This window comes from Chordicoccus furentiruminis, assembly GCF_019355395.1.
Lineage (GTDB): Bacteria > Bacillota > Clostridia > Lachnospirales > Lachnospiraceae > Chordicoccus > Chordicoccus furentiruminis.
Genome location: NZ_CP048829.1, coordinates 1,240,647 through 1,256,660, shown reverse-complemented (window position 1 = coordinate 1,256,660; position 16,014 = coordinate 1,240,647). Strand labels below are relative to the sequence as shown.

The 16,014-nt window shown below is 59.9% G+C and carries 14 protein-coding genes and 1 pseudogene; 11 read left to right on the top strand and 4 right to left on the bottom strand.

Annotated elements, in window-relative coordinates; genetic code table 11:
• Positions 1 to 18 precede the first annotated feature (18 nt).
• Together G4C92_RS05910 and G4C92_RS05905 are read right to left on the bottom strand one after the other, a co-directional pair.
• The gene (locus G4C92_RS05910; protein ID WP_274941655.1) at positions 19 to 816 is read right to left on the bottom strand and encodes a zinc dependent phospholipase C family protein; all 798 of its coding nucleotides are present in this window, start codon (positions 814 to 816) and stop codon (positions 19 to 21) included.
• Between the two features lie 272 nt (positions 817 to 1,088).
• On the bottom strand, positions 1,089 to 1,748 hold the full coding sequence (locus G4C92_RS05905) for an HD domain-containing protein (protein ID WP_274941654.1): 660 nt from the start codon (positions 1,746 to 1,748) through the stop codon (positions 1,089 to 1,091).
• A 290-nt stretch (positions 1,749 to 2,038) separates the two neighbouring features.
• Between G4C92_RS05905 and G4C92_RS05900 the strand changes: the two genes are divergently transcribed.
• The 4 genes and pseudogenes from G4C92_RS05900 to G4C92_RS15075 all read left to right on the top strand — a co-directional run bounded on the left by G4C92_RS05900 (position 2,039) and on the right by G4C92_RS15075 (position 6,883).
• The gene (locus G4C92_RS05900) at positions 2,039 to 3,757 is read left to right on the top strand and encodes a Na/Pi cotransporter family protein (protein ID WP_274941653.1); all 1,719 of its coding nucleotides are present in this window, start codon (positions 2,039 to 2,041) and stop codon (positions 3,755 to 3,757) included.
• Between the two features lie 256 nt (positions 3,758 to 4,013).
• Positions 4,014 to 5,825 (top strand): 1,4-alpha-glucan branching protein GlgB, encoded by a 1,812-nt coding sequence (gene glgB / locus G4C92_RS05895; protein ID WP_274941652.1) that lies wholly within the window; start codon positions 4,014 to 4,016, stop codon positions 5,823 to 5,825.
• 191 nt (positions 5,826 to 6,016) lie between these two features.
• Positions 6,017 to 6,379 (top strand): annotated as a pseudogene (locus G4C92_RS15080) (desulfoferrodoxin family protein); the annotation flags it as partial.
• 33 nt (positions 6,380 to 6,412) lie between these two features.
• Positions 6,413 to 6,883 (top strand): flavodoxin, encoded by a 471-nt coding sequence (locus tag G4C92_RS15075; protein WP_334299942.1) that lies wholly within the window; start codon positions 6,413 to 6,415, stop codon positions 6,881 to 6,883.
• A 201-nt stretch (positions 6,884 to 7,084) separates the two neighbouring features.
• On the opposite strand, the gene G4C92_RS05880 is transcribed toward G4C92_RS15075, so the two are convergent.
• Complete coding sequence (locus G4C92_RS05880) at positions 7,085 to 7,579, bottom strand: nitroreductase family protein (RefSeq protein ID WP_274941651.1); 495 nt, start codon at positions 7,577 to 7,579, stop codon at positions 7,085 to 7,087.
• Positions 7,580 to 7,666: 87 nt separating this feature from the next.
• Positions 7,667 to 8,020, bottom strand: coding sequence for a winged helix-turn-helix transcriptional regulator (locus G4C92_RS05875; protein WP_274941650.1), 354 nt, complete (start codon positions 8,018 to 8,020; stop codon positions 7,667 to 7,669).
• A gap of 186 nt (positions 8,021 to 8,206) precedes the next feature.
• Between G4C92_RS05875 and G4C92_RS05870 the strand changes: the two genes are divergently transcribed.
• The 7 genes from G4C92_RS05870 to G4C92_RS05840 all read left to right on the top strand — a co-directional run bounded on the left by G4C92_RS05870 (position 8,207) and on the right by G4C92_RS05840 (position 16,009).
• Positions 8,207 to 9,604 carry a L,D-transpeptidase family protein gene (locus G4C92_RS05870; protein ID WP_274941649.1) on the top strand — a complete coding sequence of 466 codons (1,398 nt, stop codon included), beginning with the start codon at positions 8,207 to 8,209 and terminating at the stop codon, positions 9,602 to 9,604.
• 19 nt (positions 9,605 to 9,623) lie between these two features.
• Positions 9,624 to 10,172 (top strand): chromate transporter, encoded by a 549-nt coding sequence (locus G4C92_RS05865; protein ID WP_274941648.1) that lies wholly within the window; start codon positions 9,624 to 9,626, stop codon positions 10,170 to 10,172.
• A complete protein-coding gene (locus G4C92_RS05860; RefSeq protein ID WP_274941647.1) occupies positions 10,169 to 10,765 on the top strand; it encodes a chromate transporter in 597 nt (198 codons plus the stop codon). The genes G4C92_RS05865 and G4C92_RS05860 overlap by 4 nt, the downstream gene beginning before the upstream one ends.
• Before the next feature lie 210 nt (positions 10,766 to 10,975).
• The gene (locus tag G4C92_RS05855) at positions 10,976 to 11,881 is read left to right on the top strand and encodes an amidohydrolase family protein (protein WP_274941646.1); all 906 of its coding nucleotides are present in this window, start codon (positions 10,976 to 10,978) and stop codon (positions 11,879 to 11,881) included.
• Between the two features lie 422 nt (positions 11,882 to 12,303).
• The gene (locus G4C92_RS05850; protein ID WP_274941645.1) at positions 12,304 to 13,605 is read left to right on the top strand and encodes an extracellular solute-binding protein; all 1,302 of its coding nucleotides are present in this window, start codon (positions 12,304 to 12,306) and stop codon (positions 13,603 to 13,605) included.
• Between the two features lie 146 nt (positions 13,606 to 13,751).
• Positions 13,752 to 15,134: a carbohydrate ABC transporter permease gene (locus G4C92_RS05845; RefSeq protein WP_274941644.1), complete on the top strand. Its 1,383-nt coding sequence runs from the start codon at positions 13,752 to 13,754 to the stop codon at positions 15,132 to 15,134.
• Positions 15,134 to 16,009 (top strand): sugar ABC transporter permease, encoded by an 876-nt coding sequence (locus tag G4C92_RS05840; protein WP_274941643.1) that lies wholly within the window; start codon positions 15,134 to 15,136, stop codon positions 16,007 to 16,009. Before G4C92_RS05845 ends, G4C92_RS05840 begins: the two co-directional genes overlap by 1 nt.
• Positions 16,010 to 16,014: the final 5 nt, after the last annotated feature.

Here is a 16,014-nt window from a genome sequence, read left to right as displayed (position 1 = left end):
CGGCGGAGGTCGGATCCGTTATATGCCGTTGAAGGACCGGTCGAAGAGCGGGTCGAAGGGGATCGTTCCGCTCCGGTATCCGTCCGCGTCACGGATGAACCGCGCGGCGCGGGCGGCTGCCTTCAGGTAGAGGCCGCGGAGAACCCGGCTGCTCTCGCGGCAGGCGGGGTTGCCCTTCGGGCTGATCACATGGCCGTGCAGCGCGCCGTACTGGTCTGCGAGACGGAAGACTGTGTCCAGAAAAGCGCGCTTCAGCGGTGTGCGGGCAAGCAGCAGCTCGTTCGCGAGGACGACCGAGCACAGCGACTCGCTGACCGTCCGCGCGCTGATTCCCGGATAAAAGGGGGCGATGACGGCTGCGGCCCGGTCAGAGGGATGAATATGCCCGGTGAGCCGGTGCGTGAGCGGATTCAGCCCGTCATGGAGCATCAGACGCCGGTCAAATTCCATCTCGATCTCGGCGTGGGAGATCCCGCTTTCCTCTGCGTACCCGTCGATCCACGCGTGACAGGTCGCGTCGAGGGCGAAGTGACAGAGCAGTCCGTACAGATAGGACCACGCGGGGGCCGGATCCGGGCTCTCCGTGATCACGCGGAACGCATCCTCGAAAAAGAGACGTCCGCTCTCGCGGTGGACGAGACCGCCGACGGCGCTCACGGGATTGGAATGCAATGGGTGATAATAGAAAAGAATATCCGGTCCCTGAAGTCCGGTCATATAAAGCGACGGCCAGCGGTCGATGACCGCGGCGGGGCGGCCCTCCAGATTCTGCCGTACCTGGCAGCCCAGACGGTCGTGTGCGTAGATGGCAGGCATATGTGTCCCTCCTTTTCAGAACAGCGGCTGCTGTCCCGCGGGACAGCGATCCGTTCCTCTGAATTGTACGACAGTCGGATGCGGATTACACGGAAATTCTGCCATTTTTTGAAGCGGAAGGCAAGTCACGGAGACTTCCCGGTGCATGCTCACGCTTACAGCATTTTCGCTGATCCTGCTGGGCCGGCGTATACGTCACAGCCTCCTCACGGTTTGGCTGTCCGCTGCTTCACGTCGGTTCCGTCTGCTCTCCGCGGAGGCCGGCGGGCGCCTCACAGCACCTTCTGGCCGTTCGCGGTCAGCCGGAAGCGGACGCCCAGCAGTTCGGCCGCGCGCCGGCACATCATCATCCGTTCGAGAAAGATTTCGAAATAGTCGTACATCGTGCAGATCTCCTCGTCGATCTCCAGCGTCAGCACGATGGAGGATTTCTCCGGTTTGTAGGAGGTGAGGGAACGTGTCACGGCATAGTTGACCCGGTCGTGGATGTCGAACTGGGAGACGGGCTTTTTCCGTACCCGGTTGCGGCGGACGTCCGTCTTGTCCGCGATGATCAGCGCGGCGGAAACCGGATCGAAGGCCGCGCCGGTCGATTCGTCGTGATTGGCGATGGCGCTGACGATGGCGGCCCGGTCCGCGCAGGGAACGTCCATCTCCTTCAGAATGCCGTTGGCGAGCAGCGCGCCGTATTCCCCGTGATGGGTGCGGTTGATGGCGTTCCCGATATCGTGAAGATAGCCGGCCGCCCGCGCAAGCCCGAGCAGATGATCCGGATAATGAAACCAGCTGAGCACCTCGGCCGCCTTCGAGGCCACGATCGACGCGTGGACGGTGGAATGGTCCGTATATCCGAGCGTGCTGAGAATCTCGTCGCCTTTTTTGTAGTATTCCTGTATGTCTTCTCTCCGAATCAGTTCCCGATAGATGTTCATCTGAGCCTTTCTTCCTTGTATAAATGCTGCCATTCATTATTTCACCCGGAGCCTGGCGCTTCCATCAGAGATATGTAAAATACTGTTTCGGTTCTGTAAAACCCGAAAGACGTGACCTGCGGCGGTAAAATCAGGTTTGAAATGAAGTGCACTTCGAATGAAACTTCATTCTGGGACGATCTGCTTCGAAGAACGCATTTTACACAGATTTTACAATCTTTACAGAAACGGGATAGATCGCGCTGTCGCTTCGCCAATACAATAGGAATTGTGTAAAAGCGAGGTATGAGATGAACGAGACAGTCAGGACTGTATTCGGGCTGGCAGGCGGCCTTGCCCTCTTTCTGTTCGGCATGAATTCGATGAGCGACGCACTGCAGAAGGCGGCCGGCGCGAAGATGAAGAAGGTGCTCGCCTTCCTCACAAGGAATCCCGTGATGGGTGCACTGGCCGGTGCGCTGGTGACCGCGATTTTGCAGAGCAGCTCGGCGACCACCGTGATGGTCATCGGCTTCACAAGCGCGGGGCTGATGACGCTTCCGCAGGCGATCTCCGTGATTTTCGGGGCGAACATCGGTACGACGATGACGGCCCAGCTGCTGGCCTTCAAGATCAGCGACTACATCTATCCGATCATTTTCGCGGGCTTTCTGATCAGCTTCCTCGCGAAGCGCGAGAAGGTCCGCAATGTCGGTCTTGTGATTTTTTCCTTCGGACTCCTCTTTGAGGGAATCGAAATCATGGGCAGCGTGATGAAGCCGCTTGCCTCCAGTCCGTTCTTCATCGAAATGATGGGACGGGTGAAGGATATCCCGGTACTGGGCGTTCTTCTCGGCTGCGGCATGACGCTGGTGGTGCAGAGCAGCTCGGCCACGATCGCCGTCCTTCAGAATTTCGCGGCGACGCCGGGGCCGGACGGCGGCTCGGTCATCGGACTGGTGGGCGCGATCCCGATTCTTCTCGGAGACAACATCGGGACGACGATCACGGCGCTTCTGGCTTCCATCGGACAGTCGAAGAACGCGAAGCGCACGGCAATCGCCCACAGCTTCTTTAATATCAGCGGGACGATCGTCTTTATGTTCCTGATCCCCTGGTTTGCCCGGTTCGTGGCGTGGATTTCACCCAGGGGCGCGGAGACGGATATTATCTCACGACAGATCGCCAACGCGCATACCACGTTCAATGTGATCTGCACGCTGGTCTGGCTGCCGCTGCTCCCTCTGATGGTGAAGCTGGTGATGAAGGTTATTCCGGGCGCGGAGACGGCGGCCCGCGACGCGTACCGGCCGGAGTTTCTTGACGAGTCTCTGATCAGTCAGCCGGTGGCCGCCATGTACCTTGTCGGCCGCGAGATCCGGAGCTGCGCTTCTCATACGGATCAGATGCTGGAGGCGGCCCGCGATGAGCTCGGAGCCGGAACGGCGGCCGACAGAAGCGTCTTTGACGGACTGTACCGGAACGTGGAGAGCGTGCAGGCCGCGATCATCCGCTACATTTCGAAGATGTTCGCCGGCGGCGGTCTCACGGAGACGCAGGCGGAGCAGACGGCCGGCCTGATGTCGGTTGCGTCCGATCTCGGACGAATCGGCGACCGCTGCGGGGAGATCGTCATATCTCTCCGGAAGATCGGTTCGGATGACCGGTCCTTCTCGACGCAGGCGGTCAGTGAGCTGACGGCATGCTTCAACATTTCTCTCGGCCTATTCCGGATGACGGTAGACGCGATCGAGCAGCAGGATCTGGCGAAGGCGGCGAAGGTGTCACGTGGCCGGAAGAAGATGAGGAAGGCGCAGAAGCAGTTTAACAAGGCGCACCTCGCCCGGATCTCCGCGAAGGAGTGCGATCCGTCGATGACGGCGGATTACTCGGGGATTCTTGACCGGCTGAACCGGATCGTCGACAACTGCGTTGACATTGCCGAGGACGCGATGGACCGGGTGACGCTGCCTACGCTCGACGGAGAGAAGGCAGAGAAGCCGGCGGCTGCGGCAGCGGGCAGCGTGTGAGAGCTCTGTCCGGTGGAGAAGCTTAGGGACGGTTTCCGGGCGGAGCGGGAGAAATAAGGCAGAGACGGAATCCGGCGCGGCTTCTGCGCCGGATTTCGCCATCGACGAGAGGCGGACTTCGGTCCGCCTCTTTTTTCACCTGCGCGCACGCTGCGGACGATGCGGCTGGAAGACGATTCTTCTCCATACGGCAGGTCTGTTTTGTGGTACTATGGAAGAGAAGGCCGGCTTTCAGCCGGCCGGAGACTGTGAAAGAATGAGGAATGAGAACATGATGGATTTTCAGGCATTTTACGACGGGAAGGTCTTCGACGCCTACCGCTATCTGGGTGCGCATCCCGACCGGAAGGGCGTGACGTTCCGCACATACGCGCCGTCGGCGCAGCAGGTGGCCGTCATCGGGGAATTTAACGGGTGGCAGGAGGAGCCGATGACGCAGCCGGTGCGCAGCGGTTTCTGGGAAATGCATGCCGAGGGCGCGAAGCCGGGCCAGATGTACAAGTACGTGATCTACAGCCGCGACGGCCGGGTCGAGCACTGCGATCCGTACGGGTTCGGGATGGAGAAGCGTCCCGGGTTCGCCTCGATTGTGAGGGATCTCTCGGAATACACCTTTCACGACGGGGCGTGGATGAAGAAACGCACCCGCTGCTTTGACCGTCCGCTCAACATATTCGAGGTTCATCTGGGTTCCTTCAGGACGAACCCGGATGATTCCGACGGCTGGTATCGCTACGATGAGATCGCGGACGATCTCATCGACTATGTAAAAAAGTATCACTTCACCCATGTCGAATTCATGCCGCTGGCCGAGCATCCGTTCGACGGAAGCTGGGGCTATCAGGAGACCGGCTACTTCAGCCCCACTTCCCGCTACGGCACCGCGTCCCAGCTGATGGAACTCGTGGACCGTCTGCATCAGGCCGGCATCGGGGCGATCGTGGATTTCGTGCCGGCGCACTTCGCGCTGGACTGGTATGCGCTGCGCCGCTATGACGGGACGGAGCTCTACGAGTATCCGCCCAGCGACGTCTCCGAGAGCGAGTGGGGAAGCTGCAACTTCATCTTTTCACGCCGGGAGGTCGCCTGCTTCATGCAGTCGGCGGCCAACTACTGGCTCACCGAGTATCATTTCGACGGCCTCAGGATGGACGCGGTCAGCCGGATGATCTACTGGCAGGGCAATGAGGCGCGAGGCGTCAACACCAACTCGGTCGATTTTCTCCGGTCGATGAACGCCGGTCTTCACCGCCTGCATCCCGACGCGATGCTGATCGCCGAGGATTCCACCGCCTATCCGGGCTGCACGAAGGCTCCGGAGGAGGGCGGTCTCGGATTCGACTACAAGTGGGATCTCGGCTGGATGAACGACACGCTGGATTACTTCATGAAGACGACGGATGAGCGCCGTTCGCTGTCGCAGAAGCTGACGTTTTCCATGTACTATTTCTACCGGGAACGGCACCTGCTGCCGTTTTCCCACGACGAGGTGGTACACGGAAAGCGGACGATCATCGGGAAGATTTACGGGGAGTATGAGGAGAAGTTCGCCCAGCTCCGGACACTGTACCTCTATATGCTGGCCCATCCCGGCAAGACGCTGAATTTTATGGGAAATGAGATCGCGATGTTCCGAGAGTGGGATGAGACGCGGGAGCCGGACTACAATCTGCTCGATTATCCGATGCACCGGGCGTTCTCCGGCTTCTTCGCGGAGCTGATGGAGCTGGGGAGGACGCATCCGGCCTTCTACGAGATGGATTATGAGCCGGGTGGGTTTCAGTGGCTTTCCATCAACGAGAGCGGAAACGATGTCTATGTGATCCGGAGAAATGCAAGGGAGGAATCCCTCGTCATCTTCTTCAATTTCTCGAATTCGATGCAGAACGCGCGGTATCAGTCCGATTACGACGGTCATCTTGAGCTGCTGCTTCATTCCGACTGGGAGCGGTTCGGCGGGGGCACGAAGGAAAGCCGGGAAGGCGGCCGTGTCGCGATCTCGAAAGACCGGCCGATCCATCTGGTGCTTCCGGCCTTCAGCGCGGCGGTCTGGACGCTGAAGCCGTAAGCCGGTCCGGGAGAGGGGACGGCTGTATTCCCCGGAAGGGATTTGAATTTCTGCGTGCGGCCGTGACCCCGGAAAAAGGCCGGCGCGGCAGCGGGACGGAAGTACGGGCGGCTGCATTTTCAGATGGCGCCCGGCGCGGAAATCCGGTATAGTGAAGGCAGAGACAGCCTTTGAGCGAGAAAGGAGAGAATATGGTATTTTACAGATGTCAGCATTGCGGCAACATAGTTGTGAAGCTTGTGGACAGCGGCGTTCCGGTCGTCTGCTGCGGCGAGCCGATGCAGAAGCTTGAGGCCAACGTCACCGACGCGGCGAAGGAGAAGCATGTTCCGGATGTGACGGCGGACGGGAACCGGATCGCGGTGCAGGTCGGACAGACCGCGCATCCGATGACGGAGGAGCATCATATCGCGTTTATCGCGCTCGAGACGGAGAAGGGCTTCCAGACGGCGACGCTGAATCCGGGAGAGCAGCCGGCCGCGTCCTTTGTTCTTGCGGAAGGAGAAACGGCCGTTGCGGTCTATGCGTGGTGCAACCTGCACGGGCTCTGGAAGAAGGATCTTTCGGAGAAGGAGCCGGTAAAACGCGTGCTCGTGGCGTATTTTTCGGCAAGCGGTGTGACGAAGGCGGCCGCGGAGAAGGTGGCGGAGGCTGCCGGCGGCGATCTTTTCGAGATCCGGCCGGCTGTGCCGTACACGGACGCCGATCTTGACTGGACGTCCAGCACAAGTCGCACGAACGTGGAGATGGCGGACGAGACGTCCCGCCCGGAAATGGCCGAAAAAGCGCAGGATATTGGCCGGTATGACACGATCTTCCTTGGCTATCCGCTCTGGTGGGGCACGATGCCGCGGATCGTCGAGACCTTTCTCGAGAGCTGCGATCTCGCCGGAAAGAAGCTGATTCCCTTCGCCACATCAGGCGGCTCCGGTCTGGGCAAGAGCGAGAAGGCGCTGGAGAAGGAGCTGCCCGCGGATGTGACGCTTCTGCCGGGACAGATGGTCACGAAGATGAGCGAAGCGGAGATCTCCGACTGGGTCCGGAGCCTTCCGCTGTGAGGCAAGCGGGAAGACCGCCGCTGAGACCGGCGGAATGAAATGCAGAGCGAAAGCGCCGGGAGAATCAAACGGCTGCGCGAAACCGCGGACACGGGACGGGGCGCGTCGCAATACCCTGGTGTGAAAGCAGAAAGACGGGACGGGGGCGCTTGCGCGTCCCCGTCCCATCGTCCATTCTCTTGCGGTGAAAAGACAGCCCGGTTATCCGATCCGGTGGATTCGGCTCTCATCGAAGCGGTCCTGCTGCGGTCTGGACTCGGCCGGATGACCGAGGGCAAACAGACAGAAGGGCTCGAGGGAATCCGGTGCGCCGATGATCCGGCGGACCTTGTCCATACGGCTCCGTTCCGGTGCGATGCCCAGCATGACGCCGCCGAGCCCCAGGGAATCGGTCTCAAGCCACATGTTTTCCTGCGCGATCGCCATATCGATCTCCGCCATCGACGGGAGACGGGTCTCCTGTCGGAAGCAGGGCACGATGACGACGGGCGCGCCGGCGGCCGGGCGGGAGAACATCGTCGCCTTTGAGAGCTCCAGAATGACGTCGCGGTTTGTGACCACATAGAACTCCCACGGCTGCTGGTTCACCGCGCTGGGCGCCTGCATGCCCGCGCGGAGAATCCTTGTCAGATCCTCCTCGGCAACGGGCTCGTCGGTGAACTTCCGGATGCTGACTCGGTGAAAAATGCTGTCCATTGTGCGCCTCCTTCGGCATAGTCTGGTGAGTGAGCGGGCGTTCCCGGTGACCGGCCGGGCGCTCTCTGGTACGGACGGATCCCGCGCTCAGTCAAGCACAACATCCGGATTCGTCTGAATGAAATCGATGTACTGCATGCCCCAGTCCCCGATCTTCATCAGCACCGGCGTGAAGGAACGTCCGATCTCCGTCAGCGAGTATTCGACGCGAGGGGGTACCTCCGGGTACACGTTCCGCCGGACCAGTCCCCGCTTTTCAAGCAGCTTCAGCTGGGACGAGAGCGTCGCGTGCGTCATGTTGGGCACCAGCTTCTCCAGCTCGCTGAAACGCAGCGTCCGGTCGCTTAAATAATGAAGGATCAGGATCGAATACTTGCCCTGAAGCACTTTCTGGGCAGTGCGGTAGGGGCATTGAAGAATATAGTTTCTGTCATCTTTCATCGCATGAGTATTCCTGTTCATACCAGGTATCACAAAAAAACGCTCTTGCTATTTATCTTGAAGTACATATAATAGGGCTTAGTTCGAAAACGATACTATTATAACAACTTCAGTCATTTTTGCAATTGTCATTTCACAGAGGTTTATATGAAATCCAGTAAGAAGAGGAAGGCGCGCCGCAGAAGAATGCTGTTTCTGATGACGGTCCTTCTCGGAGCAACAGCCGGCGCCTACGCCGTCTGCGCGCAGCAGTACACAGCCAAATTCATTCCCGGCACCGTTGTCAACGGCGTCAACATCAGCGATCAGACCGCCGAGGAGGTCGAGCGGGACCTGTCGGAGAAAGCCGGCGCCTATCAGCTGACGCTGCATTTCTCCGATGAGAAGTCGGAGACACTGACCGCGGATTCGATGGGCTATCGCTATGTGAGCGACGGCTCCATCGGCCGGCTGCTTTCCGTCCAGAAGCCTTATACGTGGCTCCGGGGCCTTCTCGGGAAGACGACGGAGACGACGGCGGACGTGACGTACAGCTATGACACAGACAAACTCGCGGCGGCCCTCGCGGCGCTGCCGGAGAGTCAGGCCGAAAACGTCACCGCGCCGACGGACGCGACAATGAAGATCAACGACAGCAGCCAGGCGGAGATCGTTCCCGAGACGGATGGCAATGCGCTCGATCAGGACAAGCTTCTCTCCATCGTGGAGCAGGCGATCAGCAGCGGCGAGACCGAGATCGGCTCCGACGCGCTGTCGGACGCATACGTTCGGCCGTCGGTCACCAGCGACAATGAGGAGCTGAAGAGCGCGGTGAACGATCTGAACTCCTACCTCACGATGAAGATCACGTTTCCGATGTCGGACGGGTCCGAAAACGTGCTGGACGGCTCGACGATCCGGAACTGGCTCAGCGACTCGCCGGACCACGCGGGCTGGTACACGATGGACGAGACGCATCTCCGCGACGGCGTGACGGCCTATATCGCGGATCTTGCCGGAAAGGACGATGTGGGCCGGTCGACGACCGTTTTCCATTCGACCAATTACGGCGATGTGTCCGTGCCGATCGGCGCCACATGGGGGCACGCGCTGGATCAGGCCTCGATGGTGGACGCGGTGATGGCGGCCTTCGACAGCCGCACATCCGGCACGCAGGAACTGATCTACAGCTGGAAGGAGGCGGATCCGACGTCGATCGGGAACACCTACATCGAGGTGGATATCGCGAGCCAGCGTGTCTACTACTACCGTGACGGCGAGCTCGAGTTCAGTACGGACTGCGTTACAGGGACGGAGACGAACGATTCCCGGCGGACGCCGTCAGGCGTCTACAGCGTGCTCAGCCGCATGAAGGACCACACGATGAGAGGGTCCTACGGGACGGCGTACTGCCGCTACGCGGTGGTGTTCAGCAGTACGGGGCTCTACTTCCATGACGCCTCCTGGCGCGATTCCTTCGGAGGGGATACGTACCTGAACAGCGGCTCGCACGGCTGCGTGAACCTTTCCTACGACGCGGCGAAGTATCTCTATCAGAACGTCGACACCGGTACGCCGGTCGTGATTTTCCGCCCGGATACATGAGACGGCAGGGAGAGAGGGAATGCAGAAAGTAAAAAGCAGGGAGCTCTTCGCGGCCTTTTTCCGGATCGGTCTTTTCACGTTCGGAGGCGGCTACGCGATGATCCCGCTGATCGAGCGGGACGTGGTCACGAAGAAGCAATGGATGAAGGATGAGGATCTTCTCGACATGGTGGCTCTGGCGGAGTCGACGCCGGGACCGGTGGCGGTCAACGCGGCTACCTTTGTCGGAAGGCAGGTCGGCGGGTATGCCGGCGCGGCGGCAGCGACACTCGGAGTGGTGCTGCCGTCTTTTCTGATCATTCTCGCGGTCGGGTACCTTCTGCAGATGGTGATGCACAGCCGTCTGGTGAGGGACGCCTTTCTCGGAATCCGCGCCTCGGTGCTGGTCCTGATCGCCTCGGCGATGATTTCGCTGCTCCGGAAAATGCAGTGGTCGAAGGGAGGCATCTGTCTTCTGATCGCCGCGCTGACCGCGGTGGCGTTTTTTGACGTGAGTCCGATTCTCGTTCTGCTTGCCGCGGCGGGCGCAGGCATCGCCGCGGGCGCGGTGAGGAGGCTCAGGGCATGATATTGCTGGCTTTGTTTTTTCAGTTCCTCAAGATCGGCGCCTTCACGTTCGGAGGCGGCTACGCGATGATTCCGCTGATCGAGCAGACCGTGACGGCGGAGGGATGGCTTTCGAAACAGGAAATCATCGACTTTGTCGGTGTCAGCGAGAGTACGCCGGGGCCGTTCGCGGTCAACATCGCGACGTACATCGGCTGGCGGACAGGGGGCATCCCCGGGGCCGCCGTGTCGACATTCGGGGTTGTGCTGCCGGCGTTTCTTGTGATGCTGGTGATCTCGGGCTGTTATGCGGGTCTGAAACGGAACCGGTATGTCGCGGACGGCTTCGGCGCGGTCCGCGCGGCGGTGGTCGGCCTGATCGGCGCGGCGCTGGTTTCCGTGTCGGGCAATGTCTTCCATCTGGCGGCCCGGTGGCTGGGCGCCCTGCATGGGACAGGCGCGGCGCTGAACGGAAAAACGGCGCGGGAGGATCTGATTTCTCTCGTGATTGTGGCGGTCTCCGGTGTTCTCGCGTGGAAGAAGCTCCATCCGATTCTGATCATCTGCGTGAGCGCGGCGCTCGGCATCGTGCTGGGCACAGCCGCAGGCGTATGAGAAAACGGGAAAGAAGCGGAATCCGGGATCAGGGTGCGCGGACCGATGCGCGGCCGGTGCCGGTGTGAGAAAACAGGAAAGAAGCGGAATCCGGGATCAGGGTGCGCGGACCGATGCGCGGCGGTGCCGGTGTGAGAAAACAGGGAGGAGGCGGAACCCGGGACCGGCCGGTGCAGGCGCACCGGGCAGAAAGGAACCGGAAAAAGGCGGATGAGCGGGGAACGGTACGAGTGTCACGGCCATCTGATGATGGACGGCGAGGATTTCGGAGGCGCCTGGCGCCGGCACGGAGGCGGGGCTCATTTCAGCAACACCGGTGTGCACATCGGATCAAAGGTGAATCTTGACGCGGTGCGGTCAGAGCTGGCCGCGCTCAGGGATGCCGGCGTGACATATTTCCGGGACGGCGGAGACGCGCTGGGCGTGTCGGACGCGGCCCGGCCGCTGGCGGCGGAGTACGGTATCGAGTACGCAACGCCTGTCTTCGCGATCCACCGCGACGGGCGTTACGGCGGCATCGTCGGCCGCGGATACGAGGATGAAGCGGGATTCCGGAAACGGCTCGCGGAGCTTGAGGCGGCGCAGGCGGATTTCGCGAAGCTGATGATTTCCGGTATCATTACCTTTCGTACCTGCGGCGGGTTGTCCTGCCCGTCGCTTGAAGAAGAGGAAATCCGCAGGGTCATCGGGCTGGCGCATGACGCGGGCTTTGCCGTGATGCTTCATATCAACGGGGCGGAGGCCGTCAAGGCGGCCGTCCGGGCAGGGGCGGACAGTGTCGAGCACGCCTATTTCTGCGATGAGGAGGCGCTGGAGCTGCTGGCCGGATCGGATACGATCTGGGTTCCGACGCTGGCTGCGATCGACGCTTTTACGGGGAGAGAAGGCTTTGACCAGACGGTCGTCCGACGGACCATCCGGGAACAGCTCCTGGCGGTGGGCCGTGCCTCCCGGATGGGCGCGAAGATCGCGTCCGGCTCGGACTCCGGTGCGGTCGGCGTGCCGCACGGGCCCGGCACGCTCCGCGAATATGAGCTGCTGGCCCGGGCCGGCGTGCCGGAGGAAAGGATTCTCGCGGCGAACCGGGAGATCCGGGAGCGGTTCCGCAGGAGGTGAGCGGCCTGTTCTGCGGCGGCAGGGGCGCAGAAAGCATGCGCTTCAGCCGGCGCGGGGTGACAGAAAGAATGAGATGCGTCTTCCGGTGCGGGGATATTCCGCACCGGACAGGATGACAGTGTGTGAAGGCACCGGACTGCCGTGAAAGGCGGGAGAGCGGGCGCATGGCATGGATCCGAAGGAAGGATCCGTGCCATGCGCCCGCTTTGCTTTTAAGCGGATTTGACGTTCGGAAACGCAACCGATTGCGCGATCGATTGACCGGATCGCCCGACAAATGCGCATAATGCACAAAAACATGCGATAAAATTAATGAAACAAGCCGGATTGACGCGGAAAACGTTTCGCTGTACTGTAATAAAAGAACAAACGGTTGCGCAATTCACAGCAGCGACAGCTTTTCATCAGGGAGGTTATGAGAGATGAAGAAAAAGTTGGTTTCCATCCTTACAGCCGGCGCCGTTGTTTCCGCTATGGCGGCGGGATGCGTCGCGGTGTCCGCGGACAGCACAGTGGAGTCAGCGGCTGAGTCCGCGGCGGAAGCGGCAGTTGCCCCGGAGACGGTCGGCACAGGCTCCAAGGGAACGATCAAGATCTGGGTCGCGGACGCGGCGGTGAAGTTCACTTCCCAGCAGGTGCAGAGCTTCATCGACAGCACCGACGGCGCGGCGGACTGGTCCTATACGGTGGAACCGGTAGGCGAGGGCGACGCGGCGAGCAATATGATCACGGACGTGGAGGCCGGAGCGGATATTTACACGTTTGCGCAGGATCAGATCGCGCGTCTGGTGGCGGCCGGCGCGCTCGAGGAGGTCAACCCGGATGACGTCGATTCCGTGAAGAGTGAAAATGACGAGGGAGCGATCACGGCCGCGACGGTGGGCGATACGCTTTATGCCCATCCGATCACCTCGGACAACGGATATTTCCTCTATTATGACAAGAGCGTCGTCACGGATCCGTCTGATCTCGACACGATCCTTTCGGACTGCGAGAAGGCCGGAAAGAATTTCTACATGGAGATCAACAACGGCTGGTATCAGCCGGCGTTCTTCTTCGGCACGGGCTGCAAGCTCCTCTATGAGACGGACAACGACGGAAACTTCACGTCCTGCACGGTGGACTACGCGTCGGACGCCGGTGTCACCGCGCTGAAGGAGATGATCAAAGTCAAGAGCTCCTCCGCGTTCCAGAACGGTTCCTCCGCCGGCAAGGCGACGAACGTGGGCGCGATTGTCGACGGCACATGGGACGCGTCGACCGTGAAGGAGCTTCTGGGTGACAACTACGCCTGCGCGAAGCTTCCGTCCTTCAAGGGAGAGGACGGCAAGACGTACCAGATGTCCGGGTTCGGCGGATACAAGCTGCTGGGCGAGAAGCCGCAGGAGGACGAGGACAAGCTGGCGGTCTGTGATCAGCTGACCGCCTATCTCTCCGGAGAAGAGGTTCAGGCGGCCCGCTACAAGGATCTCGGCTGGGGCCCGTCTAACAAGGCGGTTCAGGCTTCTGATGCGGTGAAAGCGGACGAGGCGCTCTCCGCGCTGGCCGATCAGCTGCAGTATGATATCCCGCAGGGTCAGTACCCGAACGACTACTGGACGCTGGCGACCGGTCTCGGCGACGATGTGATCCAGGGCAATCTGACGGCGGATACGTCTGACGACGATCTGATGAAGGCGCTTCAGACGTTCCAGGATACCTGCGCGTCCTACGCGGAATCGTAAAGAAAAAGCAACGCTTGCTGGGAAAGGCCGGGAGAATGGATTCTTTCGGCCTTTTCGATTGAAAAATTCAGCGGAATGCCTGTCCCGGAAAAACAAGGACTGCATGTTTCTGAGTACATAGTGCAAACAAGGGAAGGAGCCATAAAATGGCTGCGAAAACAAAAACAGGTCGTTCGGCCGTGAGGACAATCGGGAGAGACTTCCGGGAGATCGGAACAACCTTCGCGCACGGAGACGCGAAGACGAGGCTCTCCTACGTGGTGATGGGACTCGGGCCGCTGTTCAGAGGACAGATTGTCAAGGGAACTGCCTATCTCGGGCTGGAGATACTCTTTTTTCTCTATCTGTTCCGTTTCGGATTCCACTATCTCAGCCGGATCACCACGCTGGGCACGGTGGAAACGACAAAGATCCACAGAAAGACAGTTTACGGGGACAACAGCTTTCTCATCCTGCTCTTCGGCATTCTGACGATCGTCGTCATTGCCGCGTTCCTTTTCGTGTGGCGGATGAATGTCCGGGAAAACATGCTGGAAGAGGCGGCTCTTAAGCAGGGACGGGCGCTTCCGGAAAACCGGAAGGTTTTAGGCTCGCTTCTGGACCGCCATTTTGACAAGACGCTGCTCGCGGTTCCGGTGCTTGGCATCTTCATTTTTACAGTGCTGCCGCTGATCTTCATGATCTGCGTGGCCTTCACCAATTATGACGCGAAGCATCAGGCGCCGACCCATCTCTTTACCTGGGTCGGACTCAGCAACTTCAGACAGCTTTTTTCCTTTGGGAGCAGCGGTTTCGGCCCGACGTTCTTCCGTGTGCTGCTCTGGACGCTGGTCTGGGCCTTTTTCGCGACCTTCCTCGACTACTTCATCGGGCTGATGGTGGCGATGCTGATCAACCGGAAGGGGATCCGGCTCAAGAAGCTCTGGCGGACTGTCCTCGTCGTCACGATCGCGGTGCCGCAGTTCGTCTCTCTTCTCTACGTCTCGAAGATGTTCGCCACGGACGGGCTGGTCAACGGCTTTCTGCTCAGCGCGGGCATCATCTCGAAGGCGATTCCGTTCTGGGAGGACCCGACGCTCGCGAAGGTGATGATCATCCTGATCAATATATGGATCGGGATTCCCTACATGATGCTGATCTCGACCGGCCTTCTGATGAATATTCCGGAGGATCTCTACGAATCAGCCAGGATGGACGGCGCGTCGCCGGCGCAGATGTTCTTCAACATCACGCTGCCCTACATGCTGTTCGTCACAGGCCCGTTCCTGCTGACGCAGTTCACCGGGAATCTCAACAACTTCAACGTCATCTTCCTTTTGACGCAGGGGAAGCCGCTGTCACTCAAGCTTGCGGGAAATGCAGGCCACACCGATCTGCTGGTGACATGGCTCTATAAGATGACAGTCAACGACACGAATTACAAGATGGCGGCGGTCATCGGCATTATGGTTTTCATCGTGACGGCGGTGATCTCGCTTGTCGTGTACAACCGGCTTCCGTCAGTGAAGGATGAGGAGGGATTCCAGTGATGAAGAATGAGTCATTTGCTTCCATGAGCCGGAAGAGGAGCGCCGCCAATTTCTTCTGCTATCTGCTGCTGATCGTGATCAGCGTGATCTGGCTGTTTCCGTTCTTCGGCATCGTCATGCAGAGCTTTCGCTCCTACGCGTCGGAGTACGGCGGGATGGTGAGCTATCTGATCCCGAAGCGTTTTTCACTGGATAACTACCGTTTTCTGTTCTCGGGCGAGACGAACTTCCTGCTCTGGTATCAAAACACCGTGATCATCGCGCTGGTGACGACGGTCTTTCAGACGCTGATCGTGATGGGCGTAAGCTACGCGCTTTCCAGAATGCGCTTCGCGGGACGCACGTTTCTGATGAGATTCTGGCTGATTCTCGGGATGTTCCCGGGCTTTCTGACGATGATCTGCATGTATTTCCTGCTGAAGCAGTTCGGGCTCACCCAGAGCGGTGCCGTGCCGGGGCTGATCCTTGTCTACTGTGCGAGCTCCGGCATGCAGTACTATGTCTGCAAGGGCTATTTCGACACGATCCCGAAAGCGCTGGACGAGGCAGCACGGATCGACGGTGCCTCGCGGTTCCAGATCTTTTACCAGATGATCATCCCGCTGTCGAAGCCGATCGTCATCTACACTGCGCTGACCGCCTTTCTCGCGCCCTGGTGCGACTACATCTTCGCCTCCTATGTGGCCTTCGGCAACGACAGAAGCTATAACGTTGCCGTCGCCCTGACGCGGTGGGTGTGGACCAATGATTATCAGGGCTACTTCACCAGGTTCTGCGCAGGTGGTATACTGGTTGCGATACCGGTCGTGATCCTGTTTATGTGCCTGCAGAAATACTATGTCGAAGGCGTGACCGGAGGTGCAGTGAAGGGCTGAAAACG

Coding starts and splice junctions, on each gene's coding strand:
- G4C92_RS05910 (WP_274941655.1), bottom strand. CDS start 816: ATGCCTGCCATCTACGCACACGACCGTCTGGGCTGCCAGGTACGGCAG.
- G4C92_RS05905 (WP_274941654.1), bottom strand. CDS start 1,748: ATGAACATCTATCGGGAACTGATTCGGAGAGAAGACATACAGGAATAC.
- G4C92_RS05900 (WP_274941653.1), top strand. CDS start 2,039: ATGAACGAGACAGTCAGGACTGTATTCGGGCTGGCAGGCGGCCTTGCC.
- glgB (WP_274941652.1), top strand. CDS start 4,014: ATGAGGAATGAGAACATGATGGATTTTCAGGCATTTTACGACGGGAAG.
- G4C92_RS05880 (WP_274941651.1), bottom strand. CDS start 7,579: ATGGACAGCATTTTTCACCGAGTCAGCATCCGGAAGTTCACCGACGAG.
- G4C92_RS05875 (WP_274941650.1), bottom strand. CDS start 8,020: ATGAAAGATGACAGAAACTATATTCTTCAATGCCCCTACCGCACTGCC.
- G4C92_RS05870 (WP_274941649.1), top strand. CDS start 8,207: ATGCTGTTTCTGATGACGGTCCTTCTCGGAGCAACAGCCGGCGCCTAC.
- G4C92_RS05865 (WP_274941648.1), top strand. CDS start 9,624: ATGCAGAAAGTAAAAAGCAGGGAGCTCTTCGCGGCCTTTTTCCGGATC.
- G4C92_RS05860 (WP_274941647.1), top strand. CDS start 10,169: ATGATATTGCTGGCTTTGTTTTTTCAGTTCCTCAAGATCGGCGCCTTC.
- G4C92_RS05855 (WP_274941646.1), top strand. CDS start 10,976: ATGAGCGGGGAACGGTACGAGTGTCACGGCCATCTGATGATGGACGGC.
- G4C92_RS05850 (WP_274941645.1), top strand. CDS start 12,304: ATGAAGAAAAAGTTGGTTTCCATCCTTACAGCCGGCGCCGTTGTTTCC.
- G4C92_RS05845 (WP_274941644.1), top strand. CDS start 13,752: ATGGCTGCGAAAACAAAAACAGGTCGTTCGGCCGTGAGGACAATCGGG.
- G4C92_RS05840 (WP_274941643.1), top strand. CDS start 15,134: ATGAAGAATGAGTCATTTGCTTCCATGAGCCGGAAGAGGAGCGCCGCC.